Annotated in this window: 19 protein-coding genes and 1 tRNA gene; 9 read left to right on the top strand and 11 right to left on the bottom strand. The window is 64.8% G+C overall.

Going from position 1 to position 18,890, the window contains the following annotated elements:
* Position 1: 1 nt before the first annotated feature.
* From FHG09_RS04905 to FHG09_RS04885, 5 genes are all read right to left on the bottom strand, one after another.
* Positions 2 to 793 (bottom strand): DnaB-like helicase C-terminal domain-containing protein, encoded by a 792-nt coding sequence (locus tag FHG09_RS04905; RefSeq protein WP_152346567.1) that lies wholly within the window; start codon positions 791 to 793, stop codon positions 2 to 4.
* A 76-nt stretch (positions 794 to 869) separates the two neighbouring features.
* Positions 870 to 1,454, bottom strand: coding sequence for a hypothetical protein (locus tag FHG09_RS04900; protein ID WP_152346566.1), 585 nt, complete (start codon positions 1,452 to 1,454; stop codon positions 870 to 872).
* 81 nt (positions 1,455 to 1,535) lie between these two features.
* On the bottom strand, positions 1,536 to 2,387 hold the full coding sequence (locus FHG09_RS04895; RefSeq protein WP_193627274.1) for a RecB family exonuclease: 852 nt from the start codon (positions 2,385 to 2,387) through the stop codon (positions 1,536 to 1,538).
* A gap of 22 nt (positions 2,388 to 2,409) precedes the next feature.
* Entirely contained in the window at positions 2,410 to 2,691 is a 282-nt protein-coding gene (locus FHG09_RS04890; protein ID WP_152346564.1) for a hypothetical protein, read from the bottom strand.
* A 123-nt stretch (positions 2,692 to 2,814) separates the two neighbouring features.
* Positions 2,815 to 3,312, bottom strand: coding sequence for a hypothetical protein (locus tag FHG09_RS04885; protein WP_152346563.1), 498 nt, complete (start codon positions 3,310 to 3,312; stop codon positions 2,815 to 2,817).
* Between the two features lie 314 nt (positions 3,313 to 3,626).
* On the opposite strand from FHG09_RS04885, the gene FHG09_RS04880 reads away from it, so the two are divergent.
* From FHG09_RS04880 to FHG09_RS04870, 3 genes are all read left to right on the top strand, one after another.
* Positions 3,627 to 3,983, top strand: coding sequence for a hypothetical protein (locus FHG09_RS04880; protein WP_227492549.1), 357 nt, complete (start codon positions 3,627 to 3,629; stop codon positions 3,981 to 3,983).
* Between the two features lie 78 nt (positions 3,984 to 4,061).
* Complete coding sequence (locus FHG09_RS04875; protein ID WP_227492548.1) at positions 4,062 to 5,396, top strand: glycoside hydrolase family 1 protein; 1,335 nt, start codon at positions 4,062 to 4,064, stop codon at positions 5,394 to 5,396.
* A gap of 65 nt (positions 5,397 to 5,461) precedes the next feature.
* Complete coding sequence (locus FHG09_RS04870) at positions 5,462 to 6,682, top strand: MFS transporter (protein WP_152346561.1); 1,221 nt, start codon at positions 5,462 to 5,464, stop codon at positions 6,680 to 6,682.
* Positions 6,683 to 6,733: 51 nt separating this feature from the next.
* Here FHG09_RS04870 and FHG09_RS04865 read toward each other — a convergent pair whose 3' ends face one another.
* From FHG09_RS04865 to FHG09_RS04850, 4 genes are all read right to left on the bottom strand, one after another.
* A complete protein-coding gene (locus tag FHG09_RS04865; RefSeq protein ID WP_152346560.1) occupies positions 6,734 to 7,285 on the bottom strand; it encodes a YdeI/OmpD-associated family protein in 552 nt (183 codons plus the stop codon).
* 181 nt (positions 7,286 to 7,466) lie between these two features.
* On the bottom strand, positions 7,467 to 8,960 hold the full coding sequence (locus tag FHG09_RS04860) for a 3-hydroxyacyl-CoA dehydrogenase NAD-binding domain-containing protein (RefSeq protein WP_152346559.1): 1,494 nt from the start codon (positions 8,958 to 8,960) through the stop codon (positions 7,467 to 7,469).
* Complete coding sequence (locus FHG09_RS04855) at positions 8,957 to 9,868, bottom strand: 3-keto-5-aminohexanoate cleavage protein (RefSeq protein ID WP_152346558.1); 912 nt, start codon at positions 9,866 to 9,868, stop codon at positions 8,957 to 8,959. The genes FHG09_RS04860 and FHG09_RS04855 overlap by 4 nt, the downstream gene beginning before the upstream one ends.
* Positions 9,865 to 10,788, bottom strand: coding sequence for a TetR family transcriptional regulator C-terminal domain-containing protein (locus FHG09_RS04850; RefSeq protein ID WP_152346557.1), 924 nt, complete (start codon positions 10,786 to 10,788; stop codon positions 9,865 to 9,867). Before FHG09_RS04850 ends, FHG09_RS04855 begins: the two co-directional genes overlap by 4 nt.
* A gap of 161 nt (positions 10,789 to 10,949) precedes the next feature.
* On the opposite strand from FHG09_RS04850, the gene FHG09_RS04845 reads away from it, so the two are divergent.
* A complete protein-coding gene (locus tag FHG09_RS04845) occupies positions 10,950 to 12,323 on the top strand; it encodes a pyridoxal phosphate-dependent decarboxylase family protein (RefSeq protein WP_152346556.1) in 1,374 nt (457 codons plus the stop codon).
* An 18-nt stretch (positions 12,324 to 12,341) separates the two neighbouring features.
* On the opposite strand, the gene FHG09_RS04840 is transcribed toward FHG09_RS04845, so the two are convergent.
* Positions 12,342 to 13,025, bottom strand: a complete 684-nt coding sequence (locus FHG09_RS04840; protein ID WP_319803244.1) for a hypothetical protein — start codon at positions 13,023 to 13,025, stop codon at positions 12,342 to 12,344.
* A 115-nt stretch (positions 13,026 to 13,140) separates the two neighbouring features.
* Here FHG09_RS04840 and FHG09_RS04835 point away from each other — a divergent pair, with 115 nt between their 5' ends.
* From FHG09_RS04835 to FHG09_RS04815, 5 genes are all read left to right on the top strand, one after another.
* On the top strand, positions 13,141 to 14,625 hold the full coding sequence (locus FHG09_RS04835; protein ID WP_227492547.1) for a PLP-dependent aminotransferase family protein: 1,485 nt from the start codon (positions 13,141 to 13,143) through the stop codon (positions 14,623 to 14,625).
* Positions 14,626 to 14,666: 41 nt separating this feature from the next.
* On the top strand, positions 14,667 to 15,446 hold the full coding sequence (locus FHG09_RS04830) for a YggS family pyridoxal phosphate-dependent enzyme (protein ID WP_152346554.1): 780 nt from the start codon (positions 14,667 to 14,669) through the stop codon (positions 15,444 to 15,446).
* Between the two features lie 14 nt (positions 15,447 to 15,460).
* Entirely contained in the window at positions 15,461 to 16,489 is a 1,029-nt protein-coding gene (locus FHG09_RS04825; protein ID WP_152346553.1) for an arsenic resistance protein, read from the top strand.
* A gap of 32 nt (positions 16,490 to 16,521) precedes the next feature.
* Positions 16,522 to 17,979, top strand: coding sequence for an AlkA N-terminal domain-containing protein (locus FHG09_RS04820; RefSeq protein WP_152346552.1), 1,458 nt, complete (start codon positions 16,522 to 16,524; stop codon positions 17,977 to 17,979).
* Between the two features lie 63 nt (positions 17,980 to 18,042).
* The gene (locus FHG09_RS04815; protein ID WP_152346551.1) at positions 18,043 to 18,615 is read left to right on the top strand and encodes a methylated-DNA--[protein]-cysteine S-methyltransferase; all 573 of its coding nucleotides are present in this window, start codon (positions 18,043 to 18,045) and stop codon (positions 18,613 to 18,615) included.
* 121 nt (positions 18,616 to 18,736) lie between these two features.
* Here the strand turns inward: FHG09_RS04815 and FHG09_RS04810 are convergent.
* Positions 18,737 to 18,809 (bottom strand) — tRNA-Ala (locus FHG09_RS04810).
* Positions 18,810 to 18,890 lie beyond the last annotated feature (81 nt).

Below are 18,890 nucleotides of genomic sequence, written 5' to 3'. Positions count from 1 at the left end.
GTTAGCCCAGCCGCATTCGGCTGAGGTCTGCGTAAATGCTGATGGGGTGGCTTCCGTCTGCGTAGGCCACCCCGTTTCGGTTCTTCGGGATCGAGATGTGCATGTATTCGCCCGAGCGATACAAGGTCCAGACGATTTCTGGGATCTTGCTCACCTTCCCGCGCAGCCCGGAGAGTGGAATCGGCTTGTCGCCGGCCTCGTACTCTCCGACTGTGTGATGCAGGGCAATAACTGCAGCGCCCGAGTCCCGGGCGATGTCGTGCAGGAATGAACAGGCATCCGCAAGCTGCCCGAACTCCCCCTCGGAGCCCTCCATGTGGAGGTTCGAGAGGTTGTCGACCACGATGATCGACGGGTAGGCCCCGTAGACCTCTGCGAATGCGTCGATGTTGTCTAGAACGTCCTGATCGGACGGGCTCGAAGAGAAGTCGAGCCTGACGTGCGCCGCGTGGTTCGCTACGGACGCTGCAACGCCGTCTACATTGCCGCTGAGCACCATGTTGTCGATGTCCTGCATCTGATAGCCGGTCGCCATAGCGCCGGCACGCTTGAACATGGTGGATGCGTCCGAGTCCGCGCTGAAATACAGCGTCGGGAGCACGTCGCCGTCGTCATTGCCGCGCTGCGTGAGCGCCTGAGCGACTGCGGACTTGCCCTGACCGGGCGCTGCCGTGATAAGGGTGAGCTGCCCTCGGCGGGGGACCGCCCCCGCCTGGATCATCTGAGGCCAGGGGCAGGGGATGGGCTCGCCAGCCCCCTCATTGCTCCTCAACCCTTGGCCGAGAGTCATCATCTAGGCCGTCAACCTCCCTCCTCGCCTAACGCGAAGGGGGCCAGCCCGAAGGCCGGCCCCGCAGTGTCTGTGTGGATCATCGGATGAACTGAGACTGAGCCTTCATGTGATCCGGCAGGTCCTTGATCTGCGACCACGGACGCTCATCGACCCACATCTTGTAGGGCTTGCCGGTCTTCTTGCTCACGCCTTCCTTGAACATCATCGGCTGGCCGGTGATCGGGTTGGTCGGGGGAGTCATGCCGGCGGGTGCCCCGCCGCCTCCCTGGGGAGCGTTACCCCATCCGCCCTGCTGCTGTGGGGGCGCACCCCATCCGCCCTGCTGCTGGGGAGCCTGCTGCTGCGGCTGTCCCCACTGTCCCTGCGGCTGCTGTCCCTGCTGCTCCCAGGGGTTGCCCTGCTGCTGAGGCTGCTGCTGCTGCTCCTGATGTACCGGAGCCGAGTTCTGCGCGGGATCGACAGGCGTGGCGCCGAGGACGGAGTTGAGTGCGCCGGTGTTGTTGACCGACGTGACCATCGCCTTGATGTTTGCACCGATGCCGGACTGGTTCGCGGCCTCGAGGTTCTGCTGGAACTCCTGGATGGAGTTGCCTCGGATGGTGAACAAGTCGCCGTCGATCTTCGTAGTGAACGAGAAGTTGGCTTCAGTTGCGTTGGACAAGTGTGTCCCTCTCTGTCGTTTTCTTGCAACAAAAAAGACCAAGCGGTCTGCCTGGTCTCGTATATGGGGTGGTGCGTGCCTCTAGCTTGCTCGCTGAGGTCTTTCGGTGATCTCCGCGTAGCGTTCCTTGATACCCGGGACGCCCTTGACCCTGCAATTGTCCTGCTGTGAGCAGACTCTGCAGTAGTCGGACGGAGATGCGATGTAGATGCCGGCGCGTTCAGCCTTGTCGAAGTTCGAGAACTCCCGAGCAAGCAGATCGTCGTCCCAGAGGGTCAGATCGTGCCAGACTTCACCCTTCAGGGTGCCGTTGCGCTGGATCCGAGGGAAGAAGAATGCCCCTGACTCGGGGCGGACTCCCATGTTCTCCTCGATCGCCTTGGCATACACGCCTAGCTGCATCGCAGAGCCTGGATCCTTCGTGCCGGTCTTAATGTCGATGGGCGCGATGCGCCCGTCGCGGTACTCTCTGATCTGGTCGATGTATCCGAGGACCCTGACGCCGCCGATGTCGATTGTGAACTCGAGCTCGCACGCCATGCCCTTCGGGCCGACCGGCCAGACGCGCCACTCGTCGTCGTGCGCCTCGGCGTAGTCAATGTAGATCTTCGTCTGATCAGAGACGAGCTTGCGGCGATCGGCAATGTCCGTCTCGCCCTTCTTGTTGCCGCCGGTGAGCCAGCGTGCATAGTCGGGGCTCTGCTCAAGCTCTTCGGCGATGCCCTTGTCGTAATAGCTGAGGGCCAGCTCCTGAACCTGCTCGACAGTCATGTCTCGGTGGGAGAGCTCGTACTCCTCGATGCCGTAATGGACCGCAGAACCATGAATGCTCCAGGCGGTGGGCCGCTCTGGAGCTTTTGCTACCTTGGAGAGTCTGTAAGATTCCCCACACTGTGCGTATGTAGTCAGCTGGGAGACCGACCGATGTTTCACGGTCGGTCCCAACTCAATGACATCAGAGATTGCGTACCACCTCCGCGCTGAAGTCGCGGCCGTACTCGACCAATCGCTGCACATGAAGAACTTCGCAGATCGCGACACCTTCATGGGAGTCTATGAAATTGACCATCAGTAGCGCGTACCCGTACTCGCTCGGATCGCACCCAGGCAGGGGATCCTGGTTCTGGTCAATGCGGAACACGGCCCTGTCGACCCCTTCCGGGTCGACGAAGATCGTGATGCCTTCAGCTTCGACAATTGGCTGGCACTCATCAGCCAAGACGAAATCATGCTCCATATTTACTTATCCTTTTCTGGCATAAAAATGGCCCCCCGGGTGTAAAGTCCCGGAGGGCTCGGATCAACAATAAGAGTTGTTGGGCAGTCACGCAATCTGTTGTTATCAGTCCGCAACCGATCGTTATCGTAGCTGTGACGCCCACTCCTCTAGTAGCTCCAGAGTCGGCGGTGTCTGACCGTCTGCCGGCTGCTGAAGAAGCCCGAGATTGTCGTCAGGACGGCGCGGGCGGAAGAAGAATCCGCCCTCGGGTACGAGCCTGTAGGGTGGACTGTCCTTGTGGTAGCACACGACGAAATTGTTATATTCCAGCGTGAGGAAGTTCGTCTCGAAGGTGGGCCGGATGGCTTCCGGCACCTCAGCACCATGCTCGGTGAAGCGATTGTGGAGTCGCAGCATCCGGGCAGTCTGCCCGTCGAGGTGATGTCGCTCCACAGCCCAGGGCATGAACTCATTGCCCGGGCGAGAGACCCCGCGCTTGCGGTCCTGCTCTTTGTAGAAGGCGTTATACACTGTGGACCGTGGAAGGCCCAGGTGCTTCGCTACTGCATTGATCGAACCCAGCTCCTCGCGAAGCCTCTCGAGCTCGTCGATGGCCGGAGTCTTTTTGGAAGTAGTCAAGGCTCCCGCCCCTTTCATTCAGTTGTGATGTGTCGTACAGAGTCTACCTGGCGTGGTCCCCATGTGGTCCCCCACGCCAGGAAAGTGGGCATGTCATGCACAGGATGCACACCGTAACCCTTGATAACTAGCGGGTTTAGGCACCACCACTACCATTCGCAATGAAAAGGTCAGGGGTTCGATTCCCCTAAGCTCCACACATCTCCCCGTCACCTCGGGCGATGCCGAGTGCGGCGATGAGGTCCTCAGGCAATCGGAACCAGACTCGGCGGCAGGGGATGAGCCGAGGTGAGGACAGTCAGGACGGACTCGCAATGAAGACGAAGACGGCGATCATGACCGGCATCCTGGGCCTCGCCGGCGTTGCCCACTTCTCCCGGCCCGTCCTCTTCGACTCCATCGTCCCGCCTCGGTTGGGCAGCCCGCGGTTCTGGACCTACGCCAGCGGCATCGCTGAACTCGGTTGCGCGGGACTGTTGGCCAACACGGGCACACGTCGTCTCGGAGGCGCCGCATCCGCCGCGCTCATGGTCGGCGTCTTCCCTGCCAACATCTACACAGTGATCAAGCACTGGGACGATCCCAGGGGCCGGGCCATCGCCTTGGCGAGGCTGCCGCTGCAGATCCCGCTCGTGTGGGCCTCGGCCGCGATTGCCGCTGACACTGACTGACGTATCATCCACCCTGGTGGGAACCTTGCGGCGGTTCACTTTCCGTGACATATTCTCACTATGGATGGGGCGGAGCCGTTGACGGCCGAGACTGCGCGGAGTCTGCACTTCTCCGCGGCGACGTCCGCCTTCCAGATCGAGGGCGCACGCACCGCCGATGGGCGCGGACGCAGCATCTGGGACGACTTCGTCGACACCCCGCGCAACGTGATCGACGGCAGCACAGCCGAACCCGGACCCGACAGCTTCCACCGCGTCGACGAGGACATCGCCCTGCTTGCCGGACTCGGCGTCGACCGATATCGGTTCTCGATCTCCTGGACACGGGTCATTCCCGAAGCCGGCATGAACGGATCGGTCAACGAGGCCGGCCTCGACTGCTACGAACGCCTCGTCGACGGCCTCCTCGCCGCAGGCGTCACCCCTGAGCCGACGCTCTATCACTGGGATCTGCCGGTCGCCCTCGAAGCCGCCGGCGGTTGGCTCAATCGCGACACCGCGCACCGCTTCGGTGACTACGCAGAGGTGGTGGCCGACCGCCTCGGCGATCGTGTCCGGCACTGGTACACGATCAATGAACCGGCTTCGACCTCACTGCAGGGCTACGCGTTGGGGGAGCTGGCTCCGGGCCGGAGTCTGCTCTTCGAAGCGCTGCCCACGGTCCACCACCAGCTGCTGGCGCACGGTCTGGTCGCTCCGATGCTGCGTGACCATGGTGCTGTCCAGGCTGCCCCGACTCTCAATCACAGCCTCATCCTCCCCGCGACCGAGGCGGAGGAGGACCTCGGCGCAGCCGGACTGCTCGACACGATCATGAACCGGCTCTTCGCCGATCCGCTGCTGTCCGGACGGTACCCCGATCTCAGCGCCTTCGGAGTGCAGATGCCCATCGTCGACGGGGACATGGACCTCATCTCGGCACCGAATGAGGTCTACGGCTTCAACTACTACAACCCGATCACGGTCCGACCCTCTGCAGGACCCGTGCCGTTCGAGATGGTGCCCACGCCCGGAGCACCCGTCACCGGGTTCGGCCCCATGTGGCCGATCCGACCGGATACGATGCGCGACTTCCTCATTGACATGGCCCATCGCTATGGGTCCGCCTTGCCTCCGATCGTCATCACCGAGAACGGGGCCTCGTTCCCCGAACCGGAGACCACGACCACCGAGATCGACTATTCCGACCGCATCGACTACCTCAATGATCACCTCGGCGCGGTGATCGACGCGAAGTCGGCCGGCGTGCGCATCGACGGCTATACCGTGTGGTCGCTGCTGGACAACTTCGAATGGGCAGACGGGTGGAGCCAGCGCTTCGGCCTCGTCCACGTCGACATGCACACGGGGACGCGGACTCCGAAGGCCTCCTACCGCTGGTACCGGGATCTCATCGCCGCGGCCCGGTCATGAGCGCGTTCGGCCCTCCACCTCACCGAGGCGGCTCCGCTTCTCGCTCACGAGTCTCGCCTGGGTGGATGGTGTGGTTCACGCTCGCCTGGTTGGCGATCTGGACGGTGCAGCTGACACCGATCCAACTCCTCCTGCCGCTTCAGCTCGACACCCAGAGCGGGCACTGGATCGACGGCGTCGTCTGGTCCGGGCTCGTGCTCTCGACCGGAGGCCTGGCCGGAATCATCGCAGCGCCTCTGGCCGGACGGTTCTCCGACCGCACCCGGTGCCGTTACGGCAGGAGGCGTCCCTGGGCGATCGGGGGATCGGTGCTCGCCGCGCTCGGGCTCGTGCTCACCGGCAGTGCTGAGGGACCGCTGCTGGTCGGCGCTGCCTGGGTGGTCACCTCGGTCGGCGTGTCCGTGGCATCGGCGGCACTGACCGCGCTCATCGCCGACCAGCTCGATGCCCAGCGTGGTGCTGCCTCGGCAGCGGCCAGCTCCGCTCAAGCGGTCGGAGTCGTCGTCGGTGTCGCCGCCATCGTGCTGCTGGGCCTGAGCACGGGTGCGTCCTACACTGTGCTGGCCGGCTTCATCCTCGTCGTCGGCACGGTCACCGCGATCCTGCTGCCGGATCCGCCGCTGCCGCACGCAGCCGTGCTCGATTTCCACGCCCGTCGGGAGCTCATCCGGCCACGGATGTCCTCGCTGGTCGACCCGAGCTTCACTCGGCTGCTCATCAGCCGATTCATCGTCAACGTCGGCAACGCCTTCGGCACTTCGCTGCTGCTGTTCTTCCTGCTCTATGGAATCATGATCCCCGCCGTCGAGGCCGAGAACCGTCTGCTCATCCTCATCGTCATCTACACGGTCTTCGTCGTGGCCGCCTCGATCCTCGTCGGTCTGGTCACGGACAGACGCGGCAACCGGCGACTCTGGACGGTCGTGTCTGCGCTCGTCCAAGCCTGTTCCGGGGTCATCATCCTCATCAGCCCGAACTTCACCACCACGGCCGTGGCCGCCGGAGTCATGGGTGCCGGGTACGGGGCGTATATGGCGGTCAGTCTTGCTCTGGCCACCGATCTGCTGCTCGACCCTGATGATCACGCCCGCGATCTCAGCCTCGTCAACAGCTCAGCGAATCTCGGGCAGCTGGTCGGTCCGCTCCTGGGCGCCGGGCTCGTTGCGCTGGTCGGCGGGTTCTGGCTGCTCTTCGCGGCGGCCTCAGTCGTCTCTGTGCTCGGTGCCGGACTCACGCTCACGGTTCACCCTGCACGTGCGGTGCTGCGCGCACCGCAACCGGAATGACGGATTCCGGCTCACCGGCGAGGGCTGGGCTTCGGTCAGGCTGGGCTTCGGTCAGGTCAGTCCGAGGAGCTTGCCGCTCTTCGACAGTTCGGGATCCGTGCATGAAGACAGGTCGAAGCAGCAGGGACGTCGTTTGCCGGCTTCGAGCTTCGAGATCGCCACTTCCACTCGGCGCGCACGCGTATCGGCATTCTTCGTCGACTTGATCCATCGCACCCATTCCCACCGGGCCATCGGCGTCAGGCCGGTCCACACCTCGTCGAGATCGTCGGCAGCATCGAGAGCCGTGCGGAGGTCCGAGGGGACCGTCACCTCCGGCCAGTTCTTCGTCGGGGTCAGGTCGACTTCGACCGCGGCATCTTCTCTCGCACCGAGGTTTTCCCACTGGTCCTCATCGAGGCTGATCCAATGACCGCGTCGACCATCGGGTTCGATGACGGTGCTGAACTCGGCACCGTCGAGGGTGCCGGTGACCGCGACCTGTCCGCGGGAGGGCAGCCGATCGCTGGCATCCTGCGGCAGGCGCAGAATGGGGCGGTCGCCCAGCACCTCGGTGACAGCGTTGAAGGTGATGTCTGTGGCCGTGGCTTCGTGCGTGGACATAGCGTCTCCTCGAAGGATCGGTGCCGGACGGTGTGCCCGGCGAGTTCGGTTGCAGCGCTGACTATCAGGGTAGCGCCCCGCAACCGTCTCTACTTCTCGATTCCTGATGAGTCGACGAACGTCCGGCGGCCGCGGACCGACGGATGCGTCTCCGACCGGTCCGCAGCAGCGGGCGGGTCGGTCAGCCGATCGAACGACCGACCCAGTCCGGGCGGCTTGCCTCGATCTGCGTGATCTGCTCGGTCACAGCTGCAGGGAAGGGCACGACACGGTCCTCGGCCTGGTCGACGTGGAGAGCCATGATCTCCTCGGTGGACACGAGCCGGTCGCCGACGTACATCTCATAGGCCAGGTGCAGCTTCTTCTCACCGGCGCTCACGAGATGCGGGACGACGGTGAGACGGTCACCGAGGGCCGCCTCGTCGAGGTAGCGGATATGGGATTCGACGGTGTACAGGGACGCCTTCGCCGACTCCCGGTAAGTGGCATCGAGGCCGAGCTGATCCATCACCTGATCGGTCGCGAATCCGAAGACGAGGACGTAGAACGCCTCGGACATGTGCCCGTTGTAATCGATCCATTCGGTCACGACCTCGCTGGTGTAGGCGTCGAGAAGCGAGGACGACTCGACCGCAGCAGGCGCACCCGGGCCGACGGACGATGCCGGAGCACCGTCGTCCGTCGCCCGGTCAGCACTGTCGGGCTCAGCAGCGGTGGCGGCCAACTGCACGTTGAGCCGACGCAGGGCGATGATTCCGGCATCACGATGTGCCACGAGGTCGGCGATGGAGCGTTCACCGGCTTCGATGTCGCAGCCGGCCACGACATCGTCGCGCAGCTGCCGGCTGAGCTCCGGGGCGGTCAGCCGGGTCCACGGAGACTTCAGCGAGGGCCCGAAATGGTCGAGCATATGCGCCATTCCGCCCTCGCCGCCGGCGAGGTGGAACGTCAGCATCGGACCTTGGAACGGCCAGCGCAGACCGGGGCCGTCGGTGATCGAGCGGTCGATCTGCTCGACGGTGGCCTCACCCTGCTCGACCATGTGCAGGGCCTCCCGCCACTGCGCCTCCTGCAGACGGTTGGCGATGAAGCCGGGGACCTCACGGTCCATCCGGATCACGGACTTGCCGATATGGGCGAAGAAGTCCGCGGCCCAGTCGACGGCGGCAGCCGAGGTGGACTGACCGCCGACGACCTCGACCAGGGGGATGAGGTAGGGCGGGTTGAACGGATGGCCGACGACGAGACGTTCGGGGTGGGTCGCCTCGGTGGCCATCTCCGTCATGCTGTAGCCCGAGGTCGATGAGCTGATGACGATATTCGGCGGACAGGCCCCGTCGATCTGCGCGAGGAGGCCGCGCTTGAGGGCCAGATCTTCGGGAGCGGACTCCTGGACGAATCCGCTGCCGGTGACCGCCTCGGCGAGGTCGGTGTGAAGGGACCACGCGGTGCGGTCGGCTCCGTCGACCATATCGAGTTCGGCCAGTGCCGGCCACGCCGCATCGAGGAGACGGGCGAACTTGTCGCCGGCGTCAGGGGCCGGATCCCAGATCTTCACCCGGTACCCCCGGGCGAGGAAGTATGCGGCCCAGCCGCCGCCGATCGTTCCGGCGCCGACGCAGGTGATGGTGTCGATGGCATCGAAGTCGGGGTAGGCGGGGGTGGAAGCGTTCACAGATCGCCTCCGGTGATGGTCGGAGTCTGCACCCGCAGGTCGAGGATCTCACGCGCCTCATCCGGGGTGGCCACGGACGAGCCGAGACTGGTGATGATGTCGACGGCGCGAGAGGTCAGATCGGCGTTCGTGGCCTTGACCCCCTTGGACATGTAGAGGTTGTCCTCGAGTCCGACGCGTGCGTGACCGCCGGCGAGCACGGAATGGGCGACCCACGGCAGCTGGTTGGCGCCGATGGCGAAGGACGTGAACTGAGCGCCCTTGGGCAGCATATTCACCATCGCAGCCAGCAGGCCGGGATCGGCCGGAGCACCATAGGGGATGCCCATGCACAGCTGGTACAGCGGTGGTGCGTCGATGAGGCCCTCTTCGACGAGGACGTTGGCGAACCACAGATTGCCGGTGTCGAAGATCTCCATTTCGGGGCGCACGCCCAGAGTCTGGATCCGCTTCGATCCTTCGCGGAGCATGTCCGGAGTCGAGACGTAGAGGTTCGAGCCCTCACCGAAGTTGAGGCTGCCGCAGTCGATCGTGCAGATCTCGGGCAGCAGCTCCTCGACGTGGGGGAGGCGGTCGAGGGCGTTGATGAGATCGGTGCCGGGCATCGTGGTCAGCGGATCCTGTGGGTCGATGACGAGGTCGCCGCCCATGCCGGCTGTGAGGTTGATGACCGGGTCGACGTCCGCAGCGCGGATGCGGCGGACGACCTCCCGATAGTAGGCGACGTCCCGTGACCCCTGTCTGGTCTCGAGGTCACGCACGTGGATGTGGACGACGGAGGCCCCGGCGCGGGCCGCCGCGATCGCGTCGTCGGCGATCTCTGCGGGGGTGACGGGCACGTGTTCGCTCTTTCCGGTGGTGTCCCCGGCTCCCGTGACGGCACAGGTGAGGATGACTCTGCGGTTCATGATGACTCCTTGGATCGATCGGTGGACTTGTCTGTTCGGGTTGTGGGTTCAGTGGTGGTCGATACGGCCGCTGCTGCGGACGGGTGCGTGAGGGCGCGGTCGAGATAGGAGCGCAGTCGGAGTGCGAACGTGTCGGTGTCCATCACTCCCGTGAGCACTTTGATGCCGAGTCCGTCGAGCAGAGAGGTGAGCTCATCGGCCATGGCCCGCGGATCACCGGTGCGGAAACAGCCGGTCCGCTGACCACCCTCGATCGTGGCCTGGACGGTCCGGGACCAGCGTTCGTAGCTGAGCGGATAGTTCGACAATGCCGAGTCCTCCAGGGCCAGTCGCGCCCAGGTCTGCAGCCAGATCGACCATTCCCCGCGTTCCGTGCGCCCCAACGGCGACTGCAGCTCAAGCAGGCGTTCGAGCCTCTGCGCGGGATCGGCGATGTCATCGAGCCACGCGATCTGCCTGTCGAAGGCGAGCTTGACCGAATAGTCGAGAGCGGCATCGAAGAGCTCGGACTTGTTCGCGAAGTAGTAGTGGATGCTCGGCGCGGAGACACCGGAGGCCGCCGCGATATCGGCGATGCGCACCGCGTCGAAGCCATGCCGACCGAAGAGCGTCCAAGCAGCCTCGGCGATGCTGCGCTTCGGTGTCGCTTCCTCGTCGCTGCCGGCGACGGTCGCAGAGTTCGGCGGAAGCGCGGACACCTGCGACTCGTCCCCGAGCAGCCACCGCACCGTCACTCCCGTAGCCGTGGCCAGACCGAGGAGCTCATCGGCGGTGAACCGGCGGCGACCGGAGAGGGCTTTGGACAGTTTCGTCTCGTCGATGCCGATCGCCTCGGCGACCCGCCGCTGGGAGAGTCCAGTCCCGGAGATGGCTTCCTTGGCCCGGACCGATGTCGACCCGGGAGGGTGGTGGTCGCTCATACGGCGAATGTACCCGAGCACAGACGACAATCGCAAGTAGATATGACTGAGAATCAGAACTTGCGATTAGTCGGGGCTTTCCTCACAGTTGGCGCCGATGCCGATAGTCTCGTCATCGGTGGGTGATCCCCATCGCCATCGTCAGCTTTCGAGGAGCCTCCATGACCGACAGCCTTCATTCCCGCATGCACGTCGTCTCCGATGAGACCCGAAACCTCGTGAATCTCGTGCTCGAATACTCTCGCCGTCGCACCTTGGCCGAGGACACCCCGCTCGACCATCCGACGTCCGAAGCCGAGCTGCGCAGACTGGCCGGGCCCACCGTCACCGAGGAGGGGCTGGGATCAGCGCGGGCGCTGGCGATCTTCGAACACATCTTCGCCCCCGCCTGCATCTCCACCGATCATCCGAAGTACCTGTCCTTCATCCCCAGTGCCCCGACGAAGGCCGCTGTCGCCTTCGACCTCGTCGTCTCCGCCAGCGCGCTCTACGGCGGCTCCTGGCTCGAAGGCGCCGGAGTCGTCCACGCCGAGAACGAAGTCCTGCGTTGGCTGGCCGGAGAATTCGGGCTGCCCGAGGCTGCCGGGGGAGTGTTCGTCCAAGGCGGGACGATCGGCAACCTCTCCGCACTTGTGGCCGCACGCAATGCGCAGAAGGAGAGGCTCGGTGCGGACCGTCCGGGACGGTGGGTGATCGTGTGCAGCGCCGAAGCCCACTCATCGATCGCCTCGGCGGCTGAGGTCATGGACGTCGACATCGCGCCCGTGGCCACCGGGGAGGACGGAATCCTGCGCCCTGACGGGGTACGGAAGGCACTGAACGACCACGGGGATGCCGTGATCGCGGTGGTGGCCACCTCGGGAACGACGAATTTCGGCACCATCGACGACATCGCCGGCATCGCAGCGCTCAAGGACGAACGCGACTTCTGGCTCCACATCGACGGCGCCTACGGCCTGGCCGCGATGCTCTCACCGCAGGCACGCCACAAGTTCGCCGGAGTCGACCGGGCCGATTCGCTCATCGTCGACCCCCACAAATGGCTCTTCGCTCCCTTCGACGCCTGCGCACTGATCTACCGCGATCCGAATCTGGGACGGCGAGCGCACACGCAGAAGGCCGAATATCTCGATACGCTCACCGACGCGCAGGACTGGAGCCCCTCGGACTTCGCCATCCAGCTGACCAGGCGTCCTCGCGGCCTGCCGCTGTGGTATTCGCTGGCCAGCTACGGAGCCGAAACGTACCGGGAGGCGATCGGCCATTCGATCGATCTGGCTCGCCGGATCGCCACCGAGATCAGGCGACGGCAGCATCTGCGGCTCGTGCGCGAACCCGAACTCTCGGTCGTCGTGTTCGAACGCGATGGGTGGGAACGGTCGGACTATGACGCGTGGTCGGATCGGCTGTTGGAGGATCAGCGTGCGTTCGTTGTGCCCAGTTCGCACGCGGGGCGGCCGAATGCACGGTTCGCGATCGTCAACCCGCTCACCACGTTCGAGGACCTCGTCGACATCCTCGACACCATGGAGTGACTGTCGGCGACCTGCAGTTCAGTCGTCGGCAGGTTCGTCGGTCGTCGACGGCTTCGAGCGTGGGCGGAGCTCGACGGTGAATGTGGGAAGGAGCGCCTGGGTGATCGGGCCGATCCCCAGCGCGTAGACAACGGTGCCGACGCCGACGACTCCGCCCAGCGGCCACCCGATCCCGACGACGGTGACTTCGATGAGGGTGCGCACGAGCCGGATCGACCATCCGGTGACGCGGGCGATCCCGGTCATCAGCCCGTCGCGGGGACCGGGACCGAATTGGGAGCCGATGTACATCGCCGAGGCGAGCCCGTTGAGGACGATTCCGCCGACCATGAGCACGATCTGCCAGCCGAGGTGTTCGGGTGCGGGCAGGAACAGGCGGGTGAGATCGAGAAACGGCCCGATGAGCAGGGCGTTGAGGACTGTGCCGATGCCCGGCTGCTGCCGCAAGGGGATCCAGATGAGCAGCACGACGAACGAGAGCACAGTGACGACGGTGCCGAAGGTCACCGGCACATGCCGCAGGACGCCGGCATTGAGCACATCCCAGGGCATCATGCCCAGACCGGCGTTGACCATCATCGCCATCGAAGCACCGAACAGGTAGAGGCCGACGATGAGCTGAGGGATGCGTCGCCACAGCCGTCCTCCGCGCAGCTGTGCGATGGGACCGACGTTGGCCAGCTGACGTTTCGGTGCTCTCATCGTTGTCATCCGGTGGCTTTCTCTGGTGCGGTCGAGGTGGCATCTCCATCATGGCCGAAATTGGTCTTGTAAGAAATAGCCACTTGCGGGAAAGTGGTCTCATGAGGTTCGAACCGTGAGCACGCCGGTCGTGGGCGCGAAGCGCTTCGCGGGCATCATCGGCGATGGTCCGTGGAAGTCGCCGGCCTTCGAAACGCTGGCCGCGGCAGTGGCTGCAGCGATCACCGACGGGCGCATCCCGGTCGGGGCGAGGATGCCGAGCGAACGCGAACTCGCCGTCGCCACCGGGCTGTCGCGGACGACGACGGGGCGCGCCTACGCACAGCTGCGAGACCAGGAGTACATCCTCACTCGCCGCGGTTCCGGCAGCGTCGTACAGCTGCCCAGCGTCCCCGGCGGTCGCATCGATCATCTGCTCTCTCCTGCGGGCGCGGATGAGACGGAGATCGACCTCACCTGCACCGCGCCGGTTGCCGTCCCGGACATCCTCGGCGCCTATGAACGGGCACTGTCGAAGCTCGGCGCCTATCTCCCAGGGACCGGATACTATCCTTCGGGTCTTCCGGTCCTGCGTGAGCTCATCGCCGACCGCTACTCACGCAGGGGCGCGCCGACGGACCCCGACCAGATCCTCATCACCTCGGGCTCCCTCGGAGGAGCGGCCATCGCTGTCCGGGCCCTTCTCGACGTCGAACCGCATGAGGCGAACGGCCGGGCAGGATCGTCGAAGCGCGTCCTCATCGAAAGCCCCACATACCCGAACGCGATCGCCACCTTGGAGGGCGCCGGAGCCGCTTTGGTCAGCTATCCGCTCGAATTCAGGGCCGAGGGCCATCACTGGGACATCGACGCGATGGAGCAGCTGATCCGTCAGACGCACCCACGCAGCGCCTACCTCATCCCCGACTACCACAATCCGACCGGTTCCCTGCTTCCCGAATCGCAGCGACCGGACCTGGCGCGGGCCCTGCAGGGCCACGGAGTCGTGCCCGTCATCGACGAATCCCTCGTCGAGCTCGGACTGGACGAAGCGACACCGCTCACTCCGATGGCGGCTCTCATCCCCGATTCGGTGACCGTGGGCAGTGTGAGCAAGATCTTCTGGGGCGGCGTGCGGATCGGTTGGATGCGCGTTCCCCGGCGTCGTGTCGATCACGTCGCCGCCTCACGCCTCGGCCTCGATCTCGGCGCCCCGGTGCTCGAACAGCTGGTGGCCGCGGAGCTGATGGGCGAACACGACACCATCGTCGCCGATTGCCGGACCCGTCTCAGAGCGGCCCGCGACCTCCTGGCTGCCCAGATCATGGACTGGCTGCCCGAGTGGAAGCTCATCGTCCCCTCGGGCGGTATGGCGCTGTGGGCCGAACTGCCGGAGGCGCGCTCCGGGGTGCTCTCGATCGCCGCCAGGAAGCACGGTCTCCGCCTCGTCGCCGGGCCGAACTTCGCACCGGCCGGCGGACTCGATCGGTGGATCCGGCTGCCCTATACGGTGGCGGAGACCGAATTGGCGCAGGTGGGACCGCGATTGGCGGCGGCCTGGGAGGACGCGAAGTCGATGACCAGACGAGGACCGACCGGCAGGGCCCGCATCGTGGCGTGAGCAGCGGATGCACTGGCAAAGAACCTGGGTACGATGAAAATATGGGAGACGACAACGGACTCAGTCATGACGACCAGTACTCGACGGCAACGACGGTCGAGGAATTCCGGGCCAATATCGCAGAGGTGGAGCGCCGGATCGCCGCCGCCGGCGAGCGTGCCGGTCGGGACCGATCCGACATCGAACTGCTGCCCGTGAGTAAGACCGTGCCGCAAGAGCGCATCCGCCTCGCCGTCGCTGCCGGCTGTGCGAAGCTGGGGGAGAACAAGGTTCAGGAAGCCCACCGGAAATCCGAGGAGATGGCCGACCTCGACGTCGACTGGGCGGTGATCGGGCACCTCCAGTCGAACAAGGCCAAAGACGTGGCGAAGTTCGCGAGCGAATTCCAGGCCCTCGACAGGCTCAAGGTCGCCAGAGCCCTCGACCGCCGGCTCCAAGCGGAAGGACGCAGCCTCGACGTGTACGTCCAGGTCAACACGTCCGCCGAGGACTCCAAATTCGGCATGCCCCCGGAAGAGCTCCCCGGATTCCTCCGCGAGGTTCGAGCATTCGAGTCCCTCAAAGTGCAGGGACTGATGACCCTCGCGGTCTTCTCCCCGGACATCGACCGCGTCCGTCCCTGCTTCCAGCTGCTGCGCAGCCTGCGTGACCGAGTTCGCGAGACCGATCCTGACCTCCTCGGACCGGCTCGGCTGTCGATGGGCATGTCCGGTGACTTCGAAGTCGCCATCGAGGAGGGAGCGAACTGCGTCCGTGTCGGCCAAGCCATATTCGGCAGACGGTCGTTGCCGGATTCCCACTACTGGCCCGAATCCGACTGATCGGCTGATCCGAATTGCCGACTCCTCCGTCTCCGGAGCCGGAGCGACAAGCCCTCTGCTCCGCGAAGAACTCCGATGCCGTCCGCAGTTCGTCGGTCCGGACGCTCTGGTGGTTCGGCGGTGCCGTGCTCGGTGTCATCCTCGGTGCCGGAGTCTCCGGATTCGCCGCTCTGGCCGAAGCCGCCCTGACGCCGTGCCTCATTGCTCTGCTCTTCCTCACGTTCCTCGACATCCCTTTCGAAACGGGACTGCGTGCCGTTCGCGATCTGCCTCTTCTTGCCGTGACGGCGGCCTTGAACTTCCTCATCGTCCCGCTGGTTGTCGCTGGTCTCATCACGGTCTTCGACATCGCTGATCCTCTGCTGCCAGCTGTGCTCATCGTGCTTCTGTGTCCCTGCATCGACTACGTCATCGCATTCACACGCGCTGCCGGAGGCACCGCTGATCGGCTGCTGATGCTCACTCCCATGCTCATGATCGCTCAGTTGCTGTTGCTGCCCGTGATGCTGTGGGCGGTCACCGGAGGGCAGCTGAGCATCGATCTGCCTGTTCGCCCGCTTGTCGGCGCACTGCTGCTGTTCATCATCATCCCTCTTACGGCCGCGGGCGTCGTCCGTCGACTTGCCCGCCATACGCAACGATTGGGGCGGCCCCTCGCCGCGAGCGCACGTCTGATGGATCCGATCATGACGCTGACGCTGCTCGTCATCACTGCCTCGGTCAGCCCGATGATCGCCGGTTCCGCCGGACAGTTGGGGACCGTGGCCGTCGTCTTCATCCTCTTCGCTGTCGTGATGACCATGATCGGGTGGGGCGTCACCCGGACTCTGCACGTCGGTCCGCAGCGATCGCGTGCTGTGATCCTCTCCGCCGTCACGCGCAATTCCCTGGTCATGCTTCCGATCGTTCGTGCGATCACCGGGGAGGGAATCGGCCCTGCAGGGGTCGTGACGCAGACCCTCATCGAGCTTCTTGTTCTGATCGTCCTCGTGCGCGTCCTCCCTCTGCTGGTGCCAGCCACTGCCGTGACCGAAAACCGCTAGTAATCGTTCTCGTCGGGGCGGACAATGGAACCATGTTCACCTCCGACCAGTGCTATCAGGCAGTTACTTCCCGCGACCGACGCTTTGATGGCATGTTCTTCACCGCGGTGCGTACCACCGGGATATTCTGCCGTCCGTCGTGTCCGGCAAGGACTCCGCGGCGGGAGAACGTGGACTTCTTCGTGACCGCCGCGGCCGCGGCAGACGCCGGTTTCCGGTCCTGTCGACGATGCCGCCCAGATGCCAGTCCGAATTCGCCGCAGTGGGACACGCGCGGAGACGTCGTGGCCCGAGCCATGCGTCTTATCCGCGATGGCGCAGTCGACCGAGGGGGAGTCGAAACCCTAGCCGCCGAACTCGGGTACAGCACTCGCCAACTCGGGCGCCTCATCCATGCCGAGCTCGGTGCCGGACCTCTGGCGCTGGCCCGCACCGAACGGGTGCGCACTGCCAGGACACTCATCGAGGCCACCGCGATGCCGATGAGCGACATCGCCTTCGCTGCCGGCTTCTCCAGTATCCGACAGTTCAACGACACCTTCCGCACGATGTATTCGATCACCCCACGACAGCTGCGCAGAGCCGGTGCCGAACATACGGTGGCCGACGAAGTCGTGCTCCGGTTGGCGTATCGCCCGCCGTTCGACTTCGCGCATCTGCTCGGATATCTCGAGGCAAGAGCCGTTGCCGGGATCGAAAACGTGTCGGATGGCACCTACACCCGGTCGATGCGGCTGGCTCACGGTTCCGCCGTGATCACGGTGCGGCAAGGGCCAGGGGATTTCGTTGACTGCCGCATCCGCCTGGCCGACACCCGCGACCTCGGCAGCGCCGTCGCACGGGTCCGGCGCCTTCTCGACCTCGATGCCGACCCAGAGGCGATCGCCGAGACCCTTCGATCGGCAGGCCTGCGCCGCCTCGTCGACGAACATCCGGGACTCCGTTCGCCGGGCCACAGCGACCCTGTCGAACTGGCTTTGCGGACAGTCCTCGGACAGCAGATCTCCTTGGCCGCCGCCCGCACTCATCTGGAACGTCTTGTTTCAGGTGCAGGAGAATCACTGCCGAAGGAGCTGAGCTTCTGCGGAGTCGACAGGGTCTTTCCCACCGCGGATGCGGTTGCCGCGATACCCGCATCGGACTGGGCTCTGCCGGCAAGTCGGATCAGGACGATTCACGCACTGTCGCAGGCGTTGGCCGACGGCAGTGTCGACCTCGGCACCGGCAGCGACCGCGAGGACGCGAGTCGGAACCTGCTGGCACTGCCCGGAATCGGTCCGTGGAGCAATGGGTATATCCGGATGCGCGCCCTCGGCGATCCCGACGTCTTCATGGACTCCGACCTCGGTGTGAAGAAGGCCATCGCCGAACTTGATGAGAACGCAGCGGCAACCGCCGATTGGAAGAAGGTCGCAATGAAATGCAGTCCCTGGCGCTCCTACCTCACTCACCTGCTGTGGGCACATCACGCGCGCATCCCAGCAGCCTGACACTCCGACTGCGACGAACGAATGATTCGACCCATGACTCACCGACACGAAGGACACGCAGACATGACCACGCCGACAACGGCCCAACCCGACATCGCGCAGAAGCCCACCGCCGCCATCGACCTGCCGACCGCCTCGGCGCCGGTATATACGACGATCTTCGACACGGAGCTGGGACCGATCCTGCTCACCTCCGACGGAGTCCATCTCACTGGTCTCTATCTGGAGGTCTCCGAAGCGATCGATGCTCGACTCGACAGAACGTTCGGCGTCGAACCGACTCCGGAAGACGACCTGGAGATCTTCCGCCGCACCGAGGAACAGCTGGGGGAGTACTGCGCAGGCAAGCGCACACGGTTCGATCTGCCGTTGGCGGCAAAGGGAACGTCATTCCAACGCTCGGTGTGGCAGGCGCTGACGCAGATCCCCTACGGCAGCACGGCAGGTTATGGAGAGCTGGCCGAAATGCTGGGACGCTCCGGCGCGGCACGTGCTGTGGGGGCCGCTAACGGGAAGAACCCCATCAGCATCATAGTTCCCTGCCACCGAGTCATCGGCGCCGACGGGTCGATGACCGGCTACGCGTGGGGAGAGGAGAAGAAGCGCCACCTGCTCACCCTGGAAACCCCCCACTAATTGCTACCCGACGGCGGCCCAGCAACCTCGCGCGAGGTTGCTGGGCCGCCGTCAGGTAGCAGGGGGAGGGAGGGGATGACGAAGGGCCGGGTTCCGAACTCGGATCCCGGCCCTTCAGCGGTGGAGGTAAGGGGATTCGAACCCCTGACCTTCTCCATGCCATGGAGACGCGCTACCAACTGCGCCATACCCCCGCTTGCCTGATCAATATTACCCACGACCGGGTGAGAGACCAAATCAGCGGAGAGTGACGCTCGCCACAGGGTGCACCCGTA

The organism is Brevibacterium sp. CFH 10365 (assembly GCF_009299785.1).
Taxonomy (GTDB): Bacteria; Actinomycetota; Actinomycetes; order Actinomycetales; family Brevibacteriaceae; genus Brevibacterium; species Brevibacterium limosum.
Note: the sequence above shows the minus strand (reverse complement) of the source record. Positions and strands in the feature narration are given on the sequence as shown.